The 15,746-nt window shown below is 45.6% G+C and carries 15 protein-coding genes; 1 reads left to right on the top strand and 14 read right to left on the bottom strand.

The genetic code is table 11. From position 1 onward, the window contains the following. Positions 1–4: 4 nt before the first annotated feature. From sufU to IGI69_RS02395, 12 genes are all read right to left on the bottom strand, one after another. A complete protein-coding gene (gene sufU / locus IGI69_RS02450; RefSeq protein WP_438739595.1) occupies positions 5–499 on the bottom strand; it encodes a Fe-S cluster assembly sulfur transfer protein SufU in 495 nt (164 codons plus the stop codon). Beyond that, on the bottom strand, positions 477–1,721 hold the full coding sequence (locus tag IGI69_RS02445) for a cysteine desulfurase (RefSeq protein ID WP_438739593.1): 1,245 nt from the start codon (positions 1,719–1,721) through the stop codon (positions 477–479). Before IGI69_RS02445 ends, sufU begins: the two co-directional genes overlap by 23 nt. Then, complete coding sequence (gene sufD / locus IGI69_RS02440; protein ID WP_086299074.1) at positions 1,718–3,022, bottom strand: Fe-S cluster assembly protein SufD; 1,305 nt, start codon at positions 3,020–3,022, stop codon at positions 1,718–1,720. Before sufD ends, IGI69_RS02445 begins: the two co-directional genes overlap by 4 nt. Positions 3,023–3,035: 13 nt before the next feature. Beyond that, on the bottom strand, positions 3,036–3,809 hold the full coding sequence (gene sufC / locus IGI69_RS02435) for a Fe-S cluster assembly ATPase SufC (protein WP_438739591.1): 774 nt from the start codon (positions 3,807–3,809) through the stop codon (positions 3,036–3,038). A 226-nt stretch (positions 3,810–4,035) separates the two neighbouring features. Continuing rightward, positions 4,036–4,578 (bottom strand): GNAT family N-acetyltransferase, encoded by a 543-nt coding sequence (locus tag IGI69_RS02430; protein WP_010748768.1) that lies wholly within the window; start codon positions 4,576–4,578, stop codon positions 4,036–4,038. Between the two features lie 60 nt (positions 4,579–4,638). Then, entirely contained in the window at positions 4,639–5,295 is a 657-nt protein-coding gene (locus IGI69_RS02425; RefSeq protein ID WP_010748767.1) for a hypothetical protein, read from the bottom strand. Positions 5,296–5,306: 11 nt separating this feature from the next. After that, entirely contained in the window at positions 5,307–6,179 is an 873-nt protein-coding gene (locus IGI69_RS02420) for a carbohydrate ABC transporter permease (protein ID WP_005232123.1), read from the bottom strand. 13 nt (positions 6,180–6,192) lie between these two features. Beyond that, positions 6,193–7,095: a carbohydrate ABC transporter permease gene (locus IGI69_RS02415; protein WP_438739588.1), complete on the bottom strand. Its 903-nt coding sequence runs from the start codon at positions 7,093–7,095 to the stop codon at positions 6,193–6,195. Between the two features lie 86 nt (positions 7,096–7,181). Beyond that, positions 7,182–8,453, bottom strand: coding sequence for an ABC transporter substrate-binding protein (locus IGI69_RS02410; RefSeq protein ID WP_086294521.1), 1,272 nt, complete (start codon positions 8,451–8,453; stop codon positions 7,182–7,184). A 45-nt stretch (positions 8,454–8,498) separates the two neighbouring features. After that, positions 8,499–9,650 (bottom strand): glycoside hydrolase family 88 protein, encoded by a 1,152-nt coding sequence (locus tag IGI69_RS02405; RefSeq protein WP_016609652.1) that lies wholly within the window; start codon positions 9,648–9,650, stop codon positions 8,499–8,501. Further along, entirely contained in the window at positions 9,634–11,475 is a 1,842-nt protein-coding gene (locus IGI69_RS02400; protein ID WP_167826670.1) for a DUF2264 domain-containing protein, read from the bottom strand. The genes IGI69_RS02405 and IGI69_RS02400 overlap by 17 nt, the downstream gene beginning before the upstream one ends. After that, positions 11,438–11,860 carry a hypothetical protein gene (locus IGI69_RS02395; protein WP_438739586.1) on the bottom strand — a complete coding sequence of 141 codons (423 nt, stop codon included), beginning with the start codon at positions 11,858–11,860 and terminating at the stop codon, positions 11,438–11,440. Before IGI69_RS02395 ends, IGI69_RS02400 begins: the two co-directional genes overlap by 38 nt. A 177-nt stretch (positions 11,861–12,037) precedes the next feature. Here IGI69_RS02395 and IGI69_RS02390 point away from each other — a divergent pair, with 177 nt between their 5' ends. Continuing rightward, positions 12,038–13,081, top strand: coding sequence for a LacI family DNA-binding transcriptional regulator (locus IGI69_RS02390; RefSeq protein WP_005232137.1), 1,044 nt, complete (start codon positions 12,038–12,040; stop codon positions 13,079–13,081). A gap of 59 nt (positions 13,082–13,140) precedes the next feature. Here IGI69_RS02390 and IGI69_RS02385 read toward each other — a convergent pair whose 3' ends face one another. Continuing rightward, positions 13,141–14,808, bottom strand: coding sequence for a heparinase II/III family protein (locus IGI69_RS02385; RefSeq protein ID WP_201691270.1), 1,668 nt, complete (start codon positions 14,806–14,808; stop codon positions 13,141–13,143). Then, complete coding sequence (locus IGI69_RS02380) at positions 14,805–15,653, bottom strand: hypothetical protein (RefSeq protein WP_201691262.1); 849 nt, start codon at positions 15,651–15,653, stop codon at positions 14,805–14,807. Before IGI69_RS02380 ends, IGI69_RS02385 begins: the two co-directional genes overlap by 4 nt. Between the last annotated feature and the right edge of the window lie 93 nt (positions 15,654–15,746).

Raw genomic sequence — 15,746 nt, 5'->3', positions numbered from 1 at the left:
TTGTCTATTCGCTGGTTTCTTCAGTGTCAGATTCATTGGCTTGGCTGTGACTGACAGATGCTTGTGTACTGTCGGCAGCAATGGCTTTTTCTAATGCTTTCCAAGCTAAAGTCGCACACTTGATGCGTGCAGGAAACTTCGCCACCCCCCCAAGCATGGAAGCATCGCCTAAGCGATCGCTTTGGGAAATGTCGTTTCCTTGGACGAGCTCAGAAAACAAGCCTGATAGTTCACCAGCTTCTGCTAGTGTCTTACCGATAATCGCATCCCCCATCATGGATGCACTGGCGGTACTGATGGAACAGCCTTCGCCAGTAAACGCGATGTCTTTGATGGTGTCTCCTTCGACAGCGAGCTCCAAGTGGATCACGTCGCCACAGGTAGGGTTATTCAATTCGACTTTGTACGTTGAATCATCCAAGGTGCCCCGATGATGTGGGTGGCTGGAATGATCCAGAATGACTTGTCGATACAAATTATCTAATTTCGTTAGTGCCATGTTGGAAAAACTCCTTCGTCAGCTTGATGGCGTCAACCAGTCGATCGGCGTCCTCTCTTGTATTATACAGGTAAAAGCTGGCCCGTGCAGTCGCTGGGACTTGCAAATAGGTCAAGAGGGGTTGGGCACAATGATGACCTGCCCGTACCGCGATGCCTTCCATGTCTAAAGCGGTGGCAACATCATGAGGATGGATGCCAGCTAGATTAAAGGCGATCACTCCCGTGCGTTTTGCTGCTTCTTGGGGGCCATAGATGGTCAAGCCTTCAATGGCTTGCAGTTTTGGCAAAACGTAAGCAGCTAAGTCTGCTTCATGGGCGTGGATGTTTTCTAAGCCGGTTTCTGTTAAGTAATCCACCGCTGCACCTAAACCGATCGCACCGGCAATATTTGGTGTACCAGCTTCAAATTTCCACGGCAGCTCTTTCCACGTGCTTTCTTGCAGATGGACAAAATCGATCATTTCCCCGCCAAATTCGACGGGCTCCATCTGATCCAGCCATTGCCGCTTGCCGTATAAGACACCGATACCAGTTGGTCCGCACATTTTATGGCCAGAAAAGGCATAGAAATCACAATCCAGTGCTTGGACATCAACTGTCATATGTGGAACAGCCTGAGCACCATCCACCACCATGACGGCTTGGTGCTGATGCGCCAATTTGGTTAGCTCCGCAATCGGATTGATCACGCCTAAAACATTGGAAACGTGAGCGATCGAAACGATAGCGGTTTTTTCTGTGATCTGTTTCTTGGCATCTTCCATGTCCAAGGTGCCTTCTGGCGTCAGCTGGATATATTTCAAGGTAGCTTTTTTTCGGGCTGCTAATTGTTGCCAAGGGATGATATTGGAGTGATGTTCCATATAGGAAATCACGATTTCATCGCCTTCATTGACAAAACAGTCGCCGTAGCTGCGGGAGACCCAATTTAAACCAGTGGTCGTCCCTCGAGTAAACAGCACTTCCGCCGTTTCATTCGCATGGATAAAGCGGCGCACTTTTTCCCGTGCGCCTTCATAGGAATGGGTCGCCCGTTCTGCGAGGGTATGGACCCCACGATGAACATTGGCATTGTCTTGATGGTAATAATCGGTGATCGCCTGCAGCACCGCCTCTGGCTTTTGCGTAGTGGCGGCATTGTCGAGGTAGATCAATGGTTCGTCATTTACGAGCTGATCCAAGATGGGAAACGCTTGTTTCACTTTTTGGGCATCGATCATGCGAGTAACTTCCCTTCGATAACGGCAACCAATTCTTGTTGCACTTCTTTGACTGGGATCGCGGTCAAGACGGAGCCTAAGAAGCCACGAATCACCAAACGTTCCGCTTCTGCTTTGCGCAGCCCACGACTCATCAAGTAGTACATTTCTTCTGGATCGACCCGTCCCACACTGGCTGCGTGTCCGGCGGTTACTTCGTGCTCATCGATCAAAAGGATTGGGTTGGCATCGCCCCGGGCTTGGTCAGAAAGCATCAAGACCCGACTTTCTTGTTGCGCGTCCGCCCCTTTGGCTCCTTTTAAAATGTGTCCGATACCGTTAAAGGTTAAGACGCCGCGTTCTCTAATGACGCCGTGTTGCAGGATATGGCCAATGGAATGCGGTGCTTTGTTGGTGACGCGAGTGTCGATTCCTTGTGTTTGACGCCCAGCACTGATGGCGACCGCTTTGACTTCCGAATGCGCGCCTTCGCCTACAAGATCAGAATCAAAGTCCGCCACGACGTCGCCGTCATTCATGACTCCAATTGCCCAATCTACCATCGCATCTCGTAATACGTAGCCGCGACGATTCATGTACGTAGTGATGTTGACACCTAACTGATCAATCGCAGAGAATTTGACCTTCGCACCTGCTTTGGCGATCACTTCCACTACGATATTGCCAGACAGTTTTTTCGCTTGGTCGCCTTTGGTTTGGAAACGTTCCAAGTAGCTAAACTCACTGTGCTCATCAGCAACGATCAAAATGTGTTTGAAGAAATGCGCTTGACTATTGCCATTGTGATAGAAAATCGCTTCAAGGGGTTCTTCGATCACCACGTTTTTTGGTACATACAAGAACATGCCGCTATTCATAAACGCCGCATGTGCTGCAGTCATTTTGTCTTCATCCATTGGCACTGCTTTGGTCATGTAGTATTGATTGACCAACTCTGGTACTTCTTTCATTGCTGTAAACAAGTCAGTGAAGATCACGCCTTTGTCGATCAACTCTTGCGGTAATTGCTCAAAGATGGTGGTGTCATCAAACTGAACGAGGGTCGGATGGTTATCCATCGCGTCAAAGGCGGGAACTGCGCCTGCCACTTCTTCTTCTGACAAAGCGTACTCACCAGCAAGTGCTTGTTCGTCGATATTGAACAATGGCCAACGCTCGTAACGCACCCGCTCGATTTTTGGAAACGCAAGTTCATCCACTTTCGCAAGGGCTGCTTGGCGTAATTCCAACATCCATTCAGGCTCTTCTTTTAACGCTGAAAAAACGTTGACTTGTTCAAGATAATCCTGTAATTTTGCCATTTACCTTGCCTCCTTACGCTTCTTCTTCTTTGTAGTCGATCCCTAACTCTTTACTGATCCCAGCATAGCCTTCTGCTTCTAGGCGTTTGGCTAAATCTGCCGAACCGGTCATCACGACACGGCCTTCCATCATGATATGAACCACGTCTGGTGTGATGTAGTTTAACAGACGTTGGTAATGGGTGATGATTAAAGCGCCAAAGCCTTCGCCGCGCATTTCATTGACGCCTTTTGCTACGACTTTCAAGGCATCGATATCTAGACCAGAGTCGATCTCATCCAAAACCGCAAAGGTTGGCTCTAGCATCAACAATTGTAAGATTTCATTTCGTTTCTTTTCTCCACCAGAGAAGCCTTCATTCAAATAGCGTTCCGCCATTTCTTCGGGCATATTCAATAAATCCATTTTTTCATCTAATTTTTTCAAGAAATCCATGACAGAGATTTTGTCGTCTTCGTCACGTTTGGCATTGATCGCTGCCCGCATGAATTCTGCATTGGTGATGCCTGGAATTTCGCTTGGGTATTGCATCGCCAAGAACAGACCTAAACGAGCTCGCTCATCCACTTCCATTTCCAAGACGTTTTCGCCGTCGAACAAAATTTCCCCTTCTGTCACTTCATAATTCGGGTTGCCCATGATGGCAGCGGACAAGGTTGATTTCCCTGTACCGTTTGGTCCCATGATGGCATGAATCTCTCCAGTTTTTAACACTAAGTCAACGCCTTTTAAGATCTTTTTATCTTCGATTTGGACGTGTAGATTTTTGATTTCTAAAACTGACATTTCTTTCCCTCCAGTATCTTTTCTTTCTCACTATTTTAGACTAATTGAGAATGAACTTCAAACGCTATTCCCGACTTTTTTAAAATATTTCTAATCTGTACATTGGAATTATTATAAAGTATTACATAGAGATAGTACATGGTTATTGTCTGTAATGCTAGAAATTTTTTTGATTTGTTGTAAAAAAGAAAAAGGAATACGACATTGGCTGTCGCATCCCCTACCTTCACTTCTGCTGTGCCCATTCTTCTCGCAAGATGCCATACTTGATGGAATCATAATAGGTGCCTTCCCAGAAACGGACTTTGCGGATCTGGGCTTCTTTGGTCATCCCTAGCTTTTCTCCTAGTTTCATCATGCGGTGATTGCCCGACCACGTGGTATAACCGACACGCTGGATATGAGGCTGTGATTCAAACAACTCATTGATCCACTGGCGAATTGCTTGGCTGCCAATCCCTTGATTCCAAAGGGAAGCATCATAGATGGCTATCCCGAATTCCAACCACTGCTGCAAGGTATTGTCTTCCCAGTAAGCGGTCGCGATCCCCACGATTCTTCCTTGATAGCTGATCGCTTTACGTAACGGGTTGTCGATGCAGCTAGCACCAAACCCCGTTCGAAATTCTTCCCACGTCAACACGGGGTCTTGGAAATACGGTCCGTCCCATTTTTTCCATTCTAAATCTGCCTTAGGCCCATAGCTGATCGACCAAAGTTCAGCAATCATTTCTTCCGTAATCGGTTGAAGTGTGACTGTTTCTGCCATCTTCAAGCCCCCCTTTCTCCTAAAAAAAGTCGTCTCCTTTATTCGTAGACGACTTTCTTTCTATTTTATCTGAAATTTCCGTAAGTTTAAATAAAGGAGTCCGAAAAAAAGGACTGGAAAAAGAGTAAAGCCAAATTGCGGCTTCAAAATCAAGGCGACAAAAACGGCAACAAACAAAAAGGTTGCTAACAAACTAACAGGCCATTTTTTCAAAGTGAAGAAAAGTGCGGTACGCAGGACATCTTTCTTAGCGGCTTTTGGATTACGCACTTGGAAGTACCAAGCGTTGATACTTAGAGCTATGGAAAGCATCCCTAACAAAAGAAAGAAAGGAACGAGCCATTTGCCACTTTCAAATTGAACCGCAAACAGAATATCCACGATCGCAATGACACTTCCCAGCCAGCCGATGAGCCAATAGAGAAACCCGCGCACGGCAAAGGTTCGTAAAAAGTAGCAGAAATCTTTTACTGGATCGATGTCTTTGTGTTCTGCAAAGCGATCGATCGCAGCCAGGAGGCTGATCATGCTTGGACCAATCAGCAAGAGTGCCAATGCAAACCAAAGGAGGTTTCTAGGATCGACTGCCAAGAACATTGCCGTGAGGGTGTAGGGTGTATTCACGACCCAAAAACTGATATTCAGGGCAAAGCCAATATATAGCCAGCGGAAGATCCGCATGTAAAGATTGTTTTCAAAGGTAGGTTTGGTAAACATGATTGATCACCTCAATTTTTCATTCCCGAAGTAGCGATTCCTTCTACGAAGTATTTTTGCATTGCTAAAAAGACGATCGCTACTGGCAAAATGGAGACCACAGATGCTGCCATGATCAGGGCGTACTCGGCATCATATAAGCCGACAAACATTTTCAACCCTAACTGAATGGTTTTGTTTTCGGTTGAGGAGAGGTAGATAAATGGTCCCATATAATCGTTCCATGTATTGACGAAGGTGATGATGGTCAGACTCGCTAAAGCGGGCTTCGTCAGTGGTAGAATGATTTTTCGATAGATCCCCCACTCACTCAGGCCGTCGATCCGCGCACTTTCACACAATGAGTCAGGAATACTACTATAGTATTGTTTCAACAAAAAGACGCCAAAGGCACTGAAGGCTTGTAAGAGGACCAAAGACCAAAGCGTGTCTGTCAGCCCGAACTGGCGCATCATGATGAACTGAGGAATCATATAGGATTGCCAAGGAATCGCAATCGTACCGATGTATGTCAGAAACAACAGGTCGCGTCCTTTGAAATGCATCTTCGAAAACCCATAAGCCGCAAAGCTAGAGGTAAACAGTTGAATCAAGGTAATGATGACGCTCAAAAATGCTGTGTTCTTGAAAAAAGTCAGCAAAGGAATGCGATCCCAGATCACCGTATAGTTTTCTGGGTGCCAACTTTTTGGAATCCATTGGATCGGTACGCTAAAAACATCGTTATTGGTCTTAAAAGAAGCAGAAATCATCCAGAGAAACGGGATCAGTGTCACTAACGCGAGAAATGTTAATAAAAGAATCAAGGAGACACTGCCGACCGACAGCTTGGCTTTTTGTTTTGGTTTGGCTTGAACATTCTTTTTACTCAGTGTATTTTCCATCTGTACTCCCTCCTTACACCCGTTCTTGTCTTTGGTTCCACTTAAACTGGATCACCGTGATGCCCCAAACGATCACAAACAAGACCATGGCGATCGCAGATGCGTAACCAAAATTAAATTTCACAAACGCTTCGTTGTAAATTTGATACACCAAGACATTGGTGGCTCGACCGGGTCCGCCGGCAGTCATGACTTGGACCAAATCGAAGATCTTGAAACAGTTGATGACCAGCATGATCGAAACAAAGAAGGTCGTAGGTCGCAAGGACGGCAACGTCACGTTGCGAAACTGCTGCCACTTGTTGGCGCCATCGATCGAAGCCGCTTCATACAATTCCTTTGGCACACTTTGTAACCCTGCCAAGTATAAGATCATGTAATACCCCATGCCACGCCAGACGCTGACTATGATGATCGCCGTCAAAGCCCAATCAGAGCTGGAGGTCCAACCAGGAGGATTTTCAATAAAAAATTTCAAAAACTGATTGATTGGTCCCATCGTTGGGTGAAACAACATGTTCCACACGACAGCGATCGCAACTAACGAGGTGACATAAGGAAAGAAGAAGGCCGTACGGAAAAACTTCATTCCACGTACTTTTTTATTTAATAAAATCGCTAAGCCTAAGGAACATACTAACGTCAATGGAACGACGCCAATCGTATAGAGAAAGGTGTTCTTTAACGAGATCCAAAAGGTGTCGTCCCCTAGCATTTTGCTGAAATTTTTCATTCCCACAAATTCAGGCGAACTAAAGGAATCCCATTCCATGAAAGCCAGAATCAATGAGAACACAACGGGCACTAAGGTAAATAAGAAAAAGCCGATAAAGTTCGGTGCAATAAAAGACAGCGCGGTTAGCGTATTTTTGCGTTTCAACTTATTGGCTGCTTTTGATTTTGAGGTTATTTCCATATTTGTCTCCTGCTGCTTGCCAGCAGGCCCCCTTTCATTAATAAAGAGAAGGAACTTTTTTGCCCAAGTCCCTTCTCTCGTTAGGACTATTCGGTTTCAGATTTCACCCTTTTTTCCATATTCGCAATGCCTTCTTTTGGTGTTTCGTCCCCTACAAGAATCAAGTCATGTTCTTCTTGCAAGATTTTGTCGATCGCTGGTCCATTTTCATCGACAGGAAACTCGATCGCGACGGTTTCTGGATTGAAGGCTTTTTTCGATACTTCATCGGCGGGCATGCCTTCACGGGAGAAGTAAAGTTCATCAATGGCGTCAGTCTTATACGAAGGAACGACACCGACTTCTGCTAATACTTTGGCGCCTTCTTCACCAGAACAAAAGTCTAAGAACTTTTGCGCGGCTTCTTGATGTTTTGAATTTTTATTGATGGCAAAAGCAGTCGGAGAACCAAATGTCGTTACTTCCCCTTTTTCATTTTGCGGCATTTCCGCAATACCCCACTCGACATCTGTCTTGCCATCGTCGATATTGGTCATCAATGCACCCATATACCAAGTTCCCATGTACATCATGGCTGCTTTTTCATTTTCAAATTGTGATTGGTACGTAACTTTCGTTGATTTTGCTGTCCCAAAGTCCATTTGCGCCTTTTCGTCTTGCATCCGCAATGCACGATCATAATATTCTTCTAAATAGTCGTATTGAGGATCGATCAAGTTGGCGCCATTTTGGGCAGCTGCAATCGCTTGGGTAGTGGAACGCCACGTGTGTTGATACGCACCATAAATTTGTTCGTCTGGTTTTGTTAGCTGCTTGGCAAGCTCCTCATATTCGTCCCAGGTGATGTTTGATGGGTAGTCTAAGCCTGCTTCATCGAACATTTTTTTGTTATAATACAAGACCCAAAAATCCGTCCGATACGGTTGTGCATAGGTTTTGCCTTCTACGTCATACATGTCATAGCTTTCTTGCGCTGGGGCAATATCCAATGATCCGATATGGTCGGTGAGATCCACCAATTGGTCCCGCAACGCATAATTAGAGTAAGAAAGTAAATTTTTCATGGTCAAAATATCTGTCGTATCTCCTGAAGAGAGCATCGTCGTTAGCTTGGTATCATAATCATCTGAAGCAATATCGACAGGTTCAACGGTAATGCCTGGATTCGCTTCTTCAAAGGCACGGAATAGTTTTTCGAATTCAGGTGTCGTATCGTAATTCCAAGTGGTTACGGTCAATTTGATGTCGCCATCTTCAGAAGCAGCGGAATCATCTGTCGCTCCGCCTCCACACGCTGCCAAGGCTGCGATTGTCCCAAACATCGTTACTGCTAATAAACCTTTTTTCAAAAAGTGCATGTTCATTCCTCCATTAAACATTTTTTTAAAGGGTCGCCCCTAAAACTACCAATAGGAATACCAACTTTGTGACACCCGCATCAGCGCTTCCATGTAATAGTAATCGCCCCAGATCATGCATTCATCGACCCCTTTGAGGGAATTCTTGTCATAAACCCCATGCATCAATAGTCCGTTTGATTCGGGATGGTCGATCGTTGTATAGTTTTGGGCTAACGACGCCAAGATCGCCAAGGCGTTTTCCTGATAGGCGGCTTGGTTTGGCTGCGTGATCGGTAAATGTTTCGCCAGTTCTAGCAAGCCACAGACTGCGATGGCGGCGGCCGAACTATCCCTTTCTTCCTGACTACCATCGTTAAACACTAAATCCCAATAACTGACCTTGTCCGCCGGTAATTCAGCAATAAAGTAATCCGCAAGGTCTTGAGCAGTCTTCAAGAAACTGGTATCACCGGTGTAAAGGTAACTCAGCGTAAATCCGTAGATTCCCCACGCTTGCCCTCTCGCCCAGCAGGAATCATCGGCATAGCCTTGTTGGGTATTGCCGCCGATCGCCGCTCCAGTTTCAACGTCGAAGTAATAGGTGTGGTACGTCGTGGCGTTGTCTCGCACGATGTATTTCTGGGTCTGCTTGGCATGAGCATAGGCTGCTTGTTTGTAGGATTCATCCCCCGTCATTTGGGAAGCAAAATACAATAGCGGCAAATTCATCAAGCAATCAATAATGATGCGCCCTCGTTGTTGCGGATCATCGAGATTGCCCCACGCTTGAATGATCTGGGCTTTGGGTGAGTAACGGGCCATCAATAGATCGGCGGCGGCAATCGCGAGTTTTTTCGAAGATTCCCGTCCGTTCACTCGATAGTCGGCAATCGCAGTCAAACTATACAAAAACCCGATATCATGGGTTTCTAGTCCAATTCTTTGGTCCAATCGTTCTTGGAAAGAGTGCAGTTGTTTTTCGATGGTTTCATCAAATTCTGTTGATCCCGTCAGTTCTTTACTCAAAAACAACATGCCAGTCCAAAAACTCGCCGTCCAATCATGGTTGGCTTCTGGTCGATAGACAAGCTGTTCACTTGCTGCAGGTGGGACCAACGTGTCAAAGGTCTTAGTATTCTTTCTTACTTGATTAACGGTGAAGTCGATTTGCTCGGCTACCCATTGTGATAGCTGTACGTCATAGCTGGTTTCCATTTTTTCCTCCTATTCGCTCAACCTGGATCATATGTCCGGATTGATTGATCGTAATGTTGTTTGTTGTCACTTCGACGGTCACTGCTTGTTCTTGTTCTTGTGGAAGCAAGCCGGTGACGAGGGAAACGAACAGGTGCTTTCCTGCTTGTCGTTGAGCAGTTAAATACGGCAGCCACGTTGCAGGATACAAGAGGTTCGTATTTGGCTCCGTTCGTATGACATCGCTCGTTTCATAGCCAGCGATCGCCTCGATTTTCGAATAGCCGATCGATGTTCGTACCGCAGCGCTGCTTGCGGTTTTTTCAGTGATGGCAGTTGCCTCTTTCGGTGATGAAAACCCACCCTCATAGAAAGAAAGGGCGCGCTGAGAATTGATCTCATGAATGCGAAGGTGACTGCCTATCAGTGGAATGATTGTTGTTTTTATCTGGACGTCTTCCCATGGATTCCATTCATGAATGATCCGATCAGGTAAAAGCTGATACTGGCGATCCAATCCTTTGGTGCGAAAGTAATGGTCATCTTCTGATAAAGCCAATGTGTTGTCATAATTTCCTTCATAAAACCAATAATTGCTCTTGGGCACGCTATTGCCAAACGTCGTTGAGTAGACAAATTTGCTATATTTGCTGCTGGCATGACTTTGATAGTTGATACATTGTCCTGCAGGAAACATCAAGGCATGGGTCAAGTCTTGATTGTGTTGATAAAAGTTCTTACTGATGGGATGAGCCAGTGTTCTTTCAGTGATCACTAATGGCGCTGGGGTGGCTTGCCAATAGGGATGCTCCTTTGGTACCGCTAACAAAAGAAAGATTTTTAACGCCCAATAAGGTGAACCTGGTGCATTGTAGCCTTCGGCAAAGATCAGATTCTGGTACGAATAGCCGACCGTCAGTATCCCTTCGGAAGTAAAAATGTCTTGCTGCATCCACTGATGCAGGTGACGACTGATCAACCCTTTGATCTCTCCCCATGGCAATGCTTCAACATCCGCAAAAACCAATGCGCTGAAGAAAGAAACTTGCGCAAAGCGATACGTCAAACTTCGACCAAAAGGAACGGCAGCTCCACCTGCTGCAAACCAATGCTTGAAGGTTTGAGCAAACTCGGTGGCTCGTTGTTTGAACTTCCTTCCCCTTTCAAGATCCTCAGGGACAAATCGACAGTACAGAAGACTATAGTAGTGGATCGCAAAAGATACATAGTAATCGATTTGAGTGGCTACTCCGTCACAGTACCATCCTTCCCCTAAATAAAAGGTCTCGATCAATGCCAAGTCAGCATCGATCTTTTCTTGGGAAAAGCTGCTGCCACAACGCTTCATGGCTACATTGACGAGAACCCGAAAGAAATGCCAATTGTTTGCGGGAATTTCTCGTTGATTGACTTGGATCAGCCACGCATGGAGATTATCTTTTTGGCGTTGGGAGAAAACATCCCACGTTTTTTCCTTGTTTAATAATAAAAAGGTACTTAGCGAAGCCATTTCCACGATTCGTTGGTCGAAGTCTTCCACAACACCCCAATAATCGGGACTCTCTGGATCTGTACCAGCAATAATTCCTGAGAGATAGGTTTCCATGAATGAATCTTCTTGCTGGGTTAGATAAGGCGCGAGTCCCCAAAGCGGTCGCAAGAACGCTTCAAGTTCCTGTACCTCTTTCTCATAGACAGTCCCATGGCTGCCTAAAGCCAAATGACCGGGACGACTGCTTGCAAAAGCGGGTTTGAGTTGATCCATGATCGTTTTGAAGCCGGCTGCTACATCTTCATAACTTTCAAATTTATTCTTTTTCAATTGCTGCAGCTTCTGTGATTGCATCCGCATCCTTCCTTTCAATCAATGTCGCTTTAATAAAACCATAATATTCTCCGTAGACCGTCACCACATCTTGCAGTTTCAGTTGTTGACTTTGTTCATTGAATACTTGGTACTGTCCAGCCACTGTTTCTAGAATAAATCGATCCCCTTTCTCAATGTCTGCTGTTTTCGCATCACTCTTTACGATGGTGCCAGATAGCTTCACGAATTCATGCACCGGGACGACACCTTGCGAAAAATCTTCGTCAGAATAACAAAGCGCTCGTTCTTTTAATTGCTTTTCGCTGCTTTGAGAAAATGCTTGCGTCTGCGTTGCTTCATTTGGAGAACAAGCAGTCAACCCCATAAGTAGACCCAGGATAAATAACGAATTAATCCACTTCATTTATGCCACCCTCATTTTTAAAACGCTTTCTTCATTTCAAATCATACTTTTTTTTAGGAAAATAATCAATAGTTTTTCCTAAAAAAAGTAAAATTTTTACTTGCGAGCAATTTCTCTCTTGGTTTTTTTACTAAAAAGAAATATACTGAAGAGGAGAAGCATTGGAGGAGGGATTCTATGGCTACGATTACCGACATAGCGACCATAGCTGAGGTATCAATATCAACCGTATCACGGGTTCTGAACTACGATCCTAGTCTTTCAGTGACCGAAGAAACCAAACGAAAGATTTTCGAGGCAGCTGAAAAACTAAATTATACGAAATACAAAAACAAGCAAAAGCAGCGTGAACTACCAGTGGATGTACCAAAAAAACACAACAAATCGATCGGGATCGTTCAGTGGCGGATGGATGATGAAGAATTGGAAGACATTTACTATATGTCGATTCGTTTGGGTGTGGAAAAACGCGCCGCCGAACTGGGTTGTGATCTGTTAAAAATCTCCAACCTTGATGAGTCAGTGATCCAGTCCGTCGACGGCTTACTGGCGATCGGCAAGTTCACAGAAGAGCGGGTCAAGAAACTCCATGAGCTACACCCCAACCTCTGTGTGATTGGCAGTAACTTTCCGCTGGATGACTACGATTCTGTCAATACCGATTTTACGCAAGCAACGGAGTTGGCTCTTTCTCACTTGATGGGACTTGGTCATCAAAAAATCGCCTTTATCGGCGCCGAGGAAAGTCAAAATATGTATGGGTATCGGCGGTACAAAACGCCAACGGTCAACACCTATGTCGATATGATGCAGCATTATCAGCTGTTTGATGAGGATTATTTCATCGTGAAAGAAAATAGTCGGTTGGATGTCCAAACGGGGGAAGAATTAACGGAGCAGGCTTTGGCTTTGTGGCAAGACCGCTTGCCGACTGCGATTTTGGCAGCCAATGATGCCTTTGCGATCGGGGTCATCCATACGTTAACGGCTCATGGAATCAAGATTCCTGAAGACATCAGTGTTATGGGCATCAACGATATTTCGGTGTCCCGCTATGTCTCTCCACCCCTTTCTTCAGTCCAAGCATTTACTGAAGAGATGGGTGAAACGGGGTTAGAGCTACTCTATAACCGCATCGAAAATCCTGGGATCGCCAGACGCATCTTTTTAAGTACACAGCTGGTGATTCGTCAATCTACCGCAAAACCAAAAGAAGGCTGAGAAGCTGCGGTGTCTTCTTGCATTGATCAACGTCATTGCAAGGAAGCACCGCATCCTTCTCACCCTTTTTTTATTTTAATGGTCGTTTTGATTTCCCCTGTCTGCTCAAGCGCGTATTCGGCTTGGATCAAATACGCTTGTGCCTGTACACCATGGTGGTCTTGATAAGTGACTGGCTGTATTTGGATCTTATCACTGGTAAAACCAAGAACACAGCGTGCTTTTTTTGTCATTAGTTGAACGGTCTTATCTTGCACCATTGGTGGTATGTTCGTAATAAAGTTTTCCACCACCAGATTCTTTGGTTGGTGCTCGTCAAAGACAAAATGGTCTTCGATCGTTACTTGTTGCTGCGAGACCACGAAGCGCCGCTGGTATTCAGTGACCGCTGCTTTCGGATAGAACGCACTGAGGTCTAAGTCAAATTGCTGGTCATTGACCTGTAGCACTGTCGCTTCCTCGGCTGTTGTGCGTTGGGTGTGCTGGTTGATGATCGGCAGCGAATGACTGATTGCGGCTGCGGGAAAGTAGTGATAGCGCGTGTTCTCGTCAAAATACTCTTTGGTGTACTCCCCTGCACCAAGGTCCGTCAGAAATAACTCCTCCGTCGTTCCTAAAACAAAATGACCGACATCGAGATGATTGTGGCTTTCTTGATTGCTCCCCCCTTTGGCAGCAAAAAAGAGATCCTGCTGCACATCTTTTGCCATGAACCACTGTGCTTGTTCAAAATAGTGATGAAATGAGGCATTCGTTTCTCGTGTGATCGCTTCGTTATGCCAATACAAATTTCGATAGCTGTGGGCAAACCGGTAGCAAGGATCAAAATCTAACGGACTGACCCCCGATAATTGAGGAACCGCCACGCCCAAATGCTCGTAGCAATAACTGACCAAGCCACTAGGCAGTTCGATCGCCGAATAATCAGAAAAAGGAATGTAATGCCCTGGAGAAATCATCGTGTAGTAAGGAAAAGCGGCAATTTTTCTGGTTTTAGGCTGCTTTAGGTAGGTGTCTTCTTGCAATACTTCTGCCAACAATTGCGCATAATACAGAAAATAACCAAACCCATACGCCCAGTAACCGACGCCTTCTACACAAGCACCATCTTCGCCAAAGCTGTTGAGATAGCTTTGCATTGCAGTATCCAATCGTTTGATCATCCGCAATTGTCGCTTGCTTTTTTTCGGCAATACATAGAGCGCCGTCATTCCAAGACAGCCACCAATAACTGCGGACCAATTGTTCTCTTTTGTCTCCCACTCCCAGGTTTGCTCCTCGAAGGGTAAAAAAAGCCGTTGATCGATCTCATACAACACTCGTTCTGTGATGACTGGTGAAAGGTCTCCTCCAACCAACATAAACAACTCTGCTAAGGATTGCCCAGTTTCAGCTGCAAAAAGATCGACTGTGTGGCGCGCTTGCGAAGAAAACTGGCCATCGACAATCGGCAGATGCGCTGGCAGACACCATGTATATTCATTGCAGATTTCCCAAATCACTTGCTCCAACAGCACTTTGATCGCTGCCTTACGCTCCATTTCATAAGCAAGTCCTAAAACCACCAACATCCGTCGGCGGGCAAAATAATGGGATTCGAAGGCAACACGATTCCCCGATTCGAGATACTCTTGATAGCCTTGATAAGGCAAATAGGGAATCTCACCAGTCTCAAGATAAGCCTGTGCCGCCTGTAAAATTTCTTCTTTTACATCTGCTGGATTCACGCGTTTTCCTCCTGAATGGAGCGTCCGAAGACTTCGATTTGGGTCAACGCTGGAAATGGTGAGGGATCGTCATTTTGGATCAGCTCATGCAATTTCACCCAAGTGACCGTTCGCGGCTGGAAAGAAAACCGTTGAGGCTGGCTGCTTTTGACCGTCTGCAAGATTTCTTGACTGCCATCGGAAAACGCCAACGTGACTTGTTGCCAATAGCTATCATGGGGAAAATCCGCCCGTAACGTAAGCGCACATTGGTCGATGCGGACCTCATGACCAAAGTCGATCGTCAAAGCGGCATCTGCTTGTTGATTGATCCCCCATGAGCCATAGGGATAATTGCCATGAGACGTATTGGCAAAAATACCATCAATGGCGTTACAAGCGAAAAACGTCGCATCATCTCTTGTTTCAACATTGGCATGGGCATGCGGATAGGCACCCAAGAATTCTTTTTGATCATGAGGGTTTAAGGCGACGTTGCGGTAAGCCGCTAGTTCTTCTTTTGTTGCTACCCGCACACTCAAATAATGGCTTTTCCCAGCAAAACGGCCTTCTGGCGCGGCTTCTTTGGCATTTTCACTAAGATGTACGGGGTAGATCCACTCGTTGCCTTTGATGTACACCAAAGTAGTCGCCAGCGTTTCATCGAGTGTGACCCACACAAATTGTCCACTGCGTGAGAGCGAGACAACGATTTTATCTCCGTCCTCGTAACAATACGCTTGGGATGCCAACGTGACAAAGTCTTCCGCCGACGCTTGAAGAAGGGTAGGTTCACTTTCAGGTGTTCGTTTGCCTTTTTTTACTTGATGCTTCTGGTCATAAATCGTTAAGGAAATCTGGGTCATTGCATGTAGCTCCTCTCGTATTTTCTCCATTATAGCGATGTCGACAAAAAAATGTAACTGTTTCCAGCGGTTTTTTACTATTTTTTTACTTAA

Source organism: Enterococcus sp. DIV1083b (genome assembly GCF_051713705.1).
In the GTDB taxonomy this organism is placed as follows: Bacteria; Bacillota; Bacilli; order Lactobacillales; family Enterococcaceae; genus Enterococcus_D; species Enterococcus_D casseliflavus.
Note: the sequence above shows the minus strand (reverse complement) of the source record. Positions and strands in the feature narration are given on the sequence as shown.

Bases quoted from the DNA above. Each gene is read 5' to 3' on its own strand.
- IGI69_RS02380 (WP_201691262.1), bottom strand. From the start codon at position 15,653: ATGACCCAGATTTCCTTAACGATTTATGACCAGAAGCATCAAGTAAAA.
- sufC (WP_438739591.1), bottom strand. From the start codon at position 3,809: ATGTCAGTTTTAGAAATCAAAAATCTACACGTCCAAATCGAAGATAAA.
- IGI69_RS02415 (WP_438739588.1), bottom strand. From the start codon at position 7,095: ATGGAAATAACCTCAAAATCAAAAGCAGCCAATAAGTTGAAACGCAAA.
- IGI69_RS02430 (WP_010748768.1), bottom strand. From the start codon at position 4,578: ATGGCAGAAACAGTCACACTTCAACCGATTACGGAAGAAATGATTGCT.
- IGI69_RS02405 (WP_016609652.1), bottom strand. From the start codon at position 9,650: ATGGAAACCAGCTATGACGTACAGCTATCACAATGGGTAGCCGAGCAA.
- IGI69_RS02410 (WP_086294521.1), bottom strand. From the start codon at position 8,453: ATGCACTTTTTGAAAAAAGGTTTATTAGCAGTAACGATGTTTGGGACA.
- sufD (WP_086299074.1), bottom strand. From the start codon at position 3,022: ATGGCAAAATTACAGGATTATCTTGAACAAGTCAACGTTTTTTCAGCG.
- IGI69_RS02390 (WP_005232137.1), top strand. From the start codon at position 12,038: ATGGCTACGATTACCGACATAGCGACCATAGCTGAGGTATCAATATCA.
- IGI69_RS02425 (WP_010748767.1), bottom strand. From the start codon at position 5,295: ATGTTTACCAAACCTACCTTTGAAAACAATCTTTACATGCGGATCTTC.
- IGI69_RS02445 (WP_438739593.1), bottom strand. From the start codon at position 1,721: ATGATCGATGCCCAAAAAGTGAAACAAGCGTTTCCCATCTTGGATCAG.
- IGI69_RS02420 (WP_005232123.1), bottom strand. From the start codon at position 6,179: ATGGAAAATACACTGAGTAAAAAGAATGTTCAAGCCAAACCAAAACAA.
- IGI69_RS02400 (WP_167826670.1), bottom strand. From the start codon at position 11,475: ATGCAATCACAGAAGCTGCAGCAATTGAAAAAGAATAAATTTGAAAGT.
- sufU (WP_438739595.1), bottom strand. From the start codon at position 499: ATGGCACTAACGAAATTAGATAATTTGTATCGACAAGTCATTCTGGAT.
- IGI69_RS02395 (WP_438739586.1), bottom strand. From the start codon at position 11,860: ATGAAGTGGATTAATTCGTTATTTATCCTGGGTCTACTTATGGGGTTG.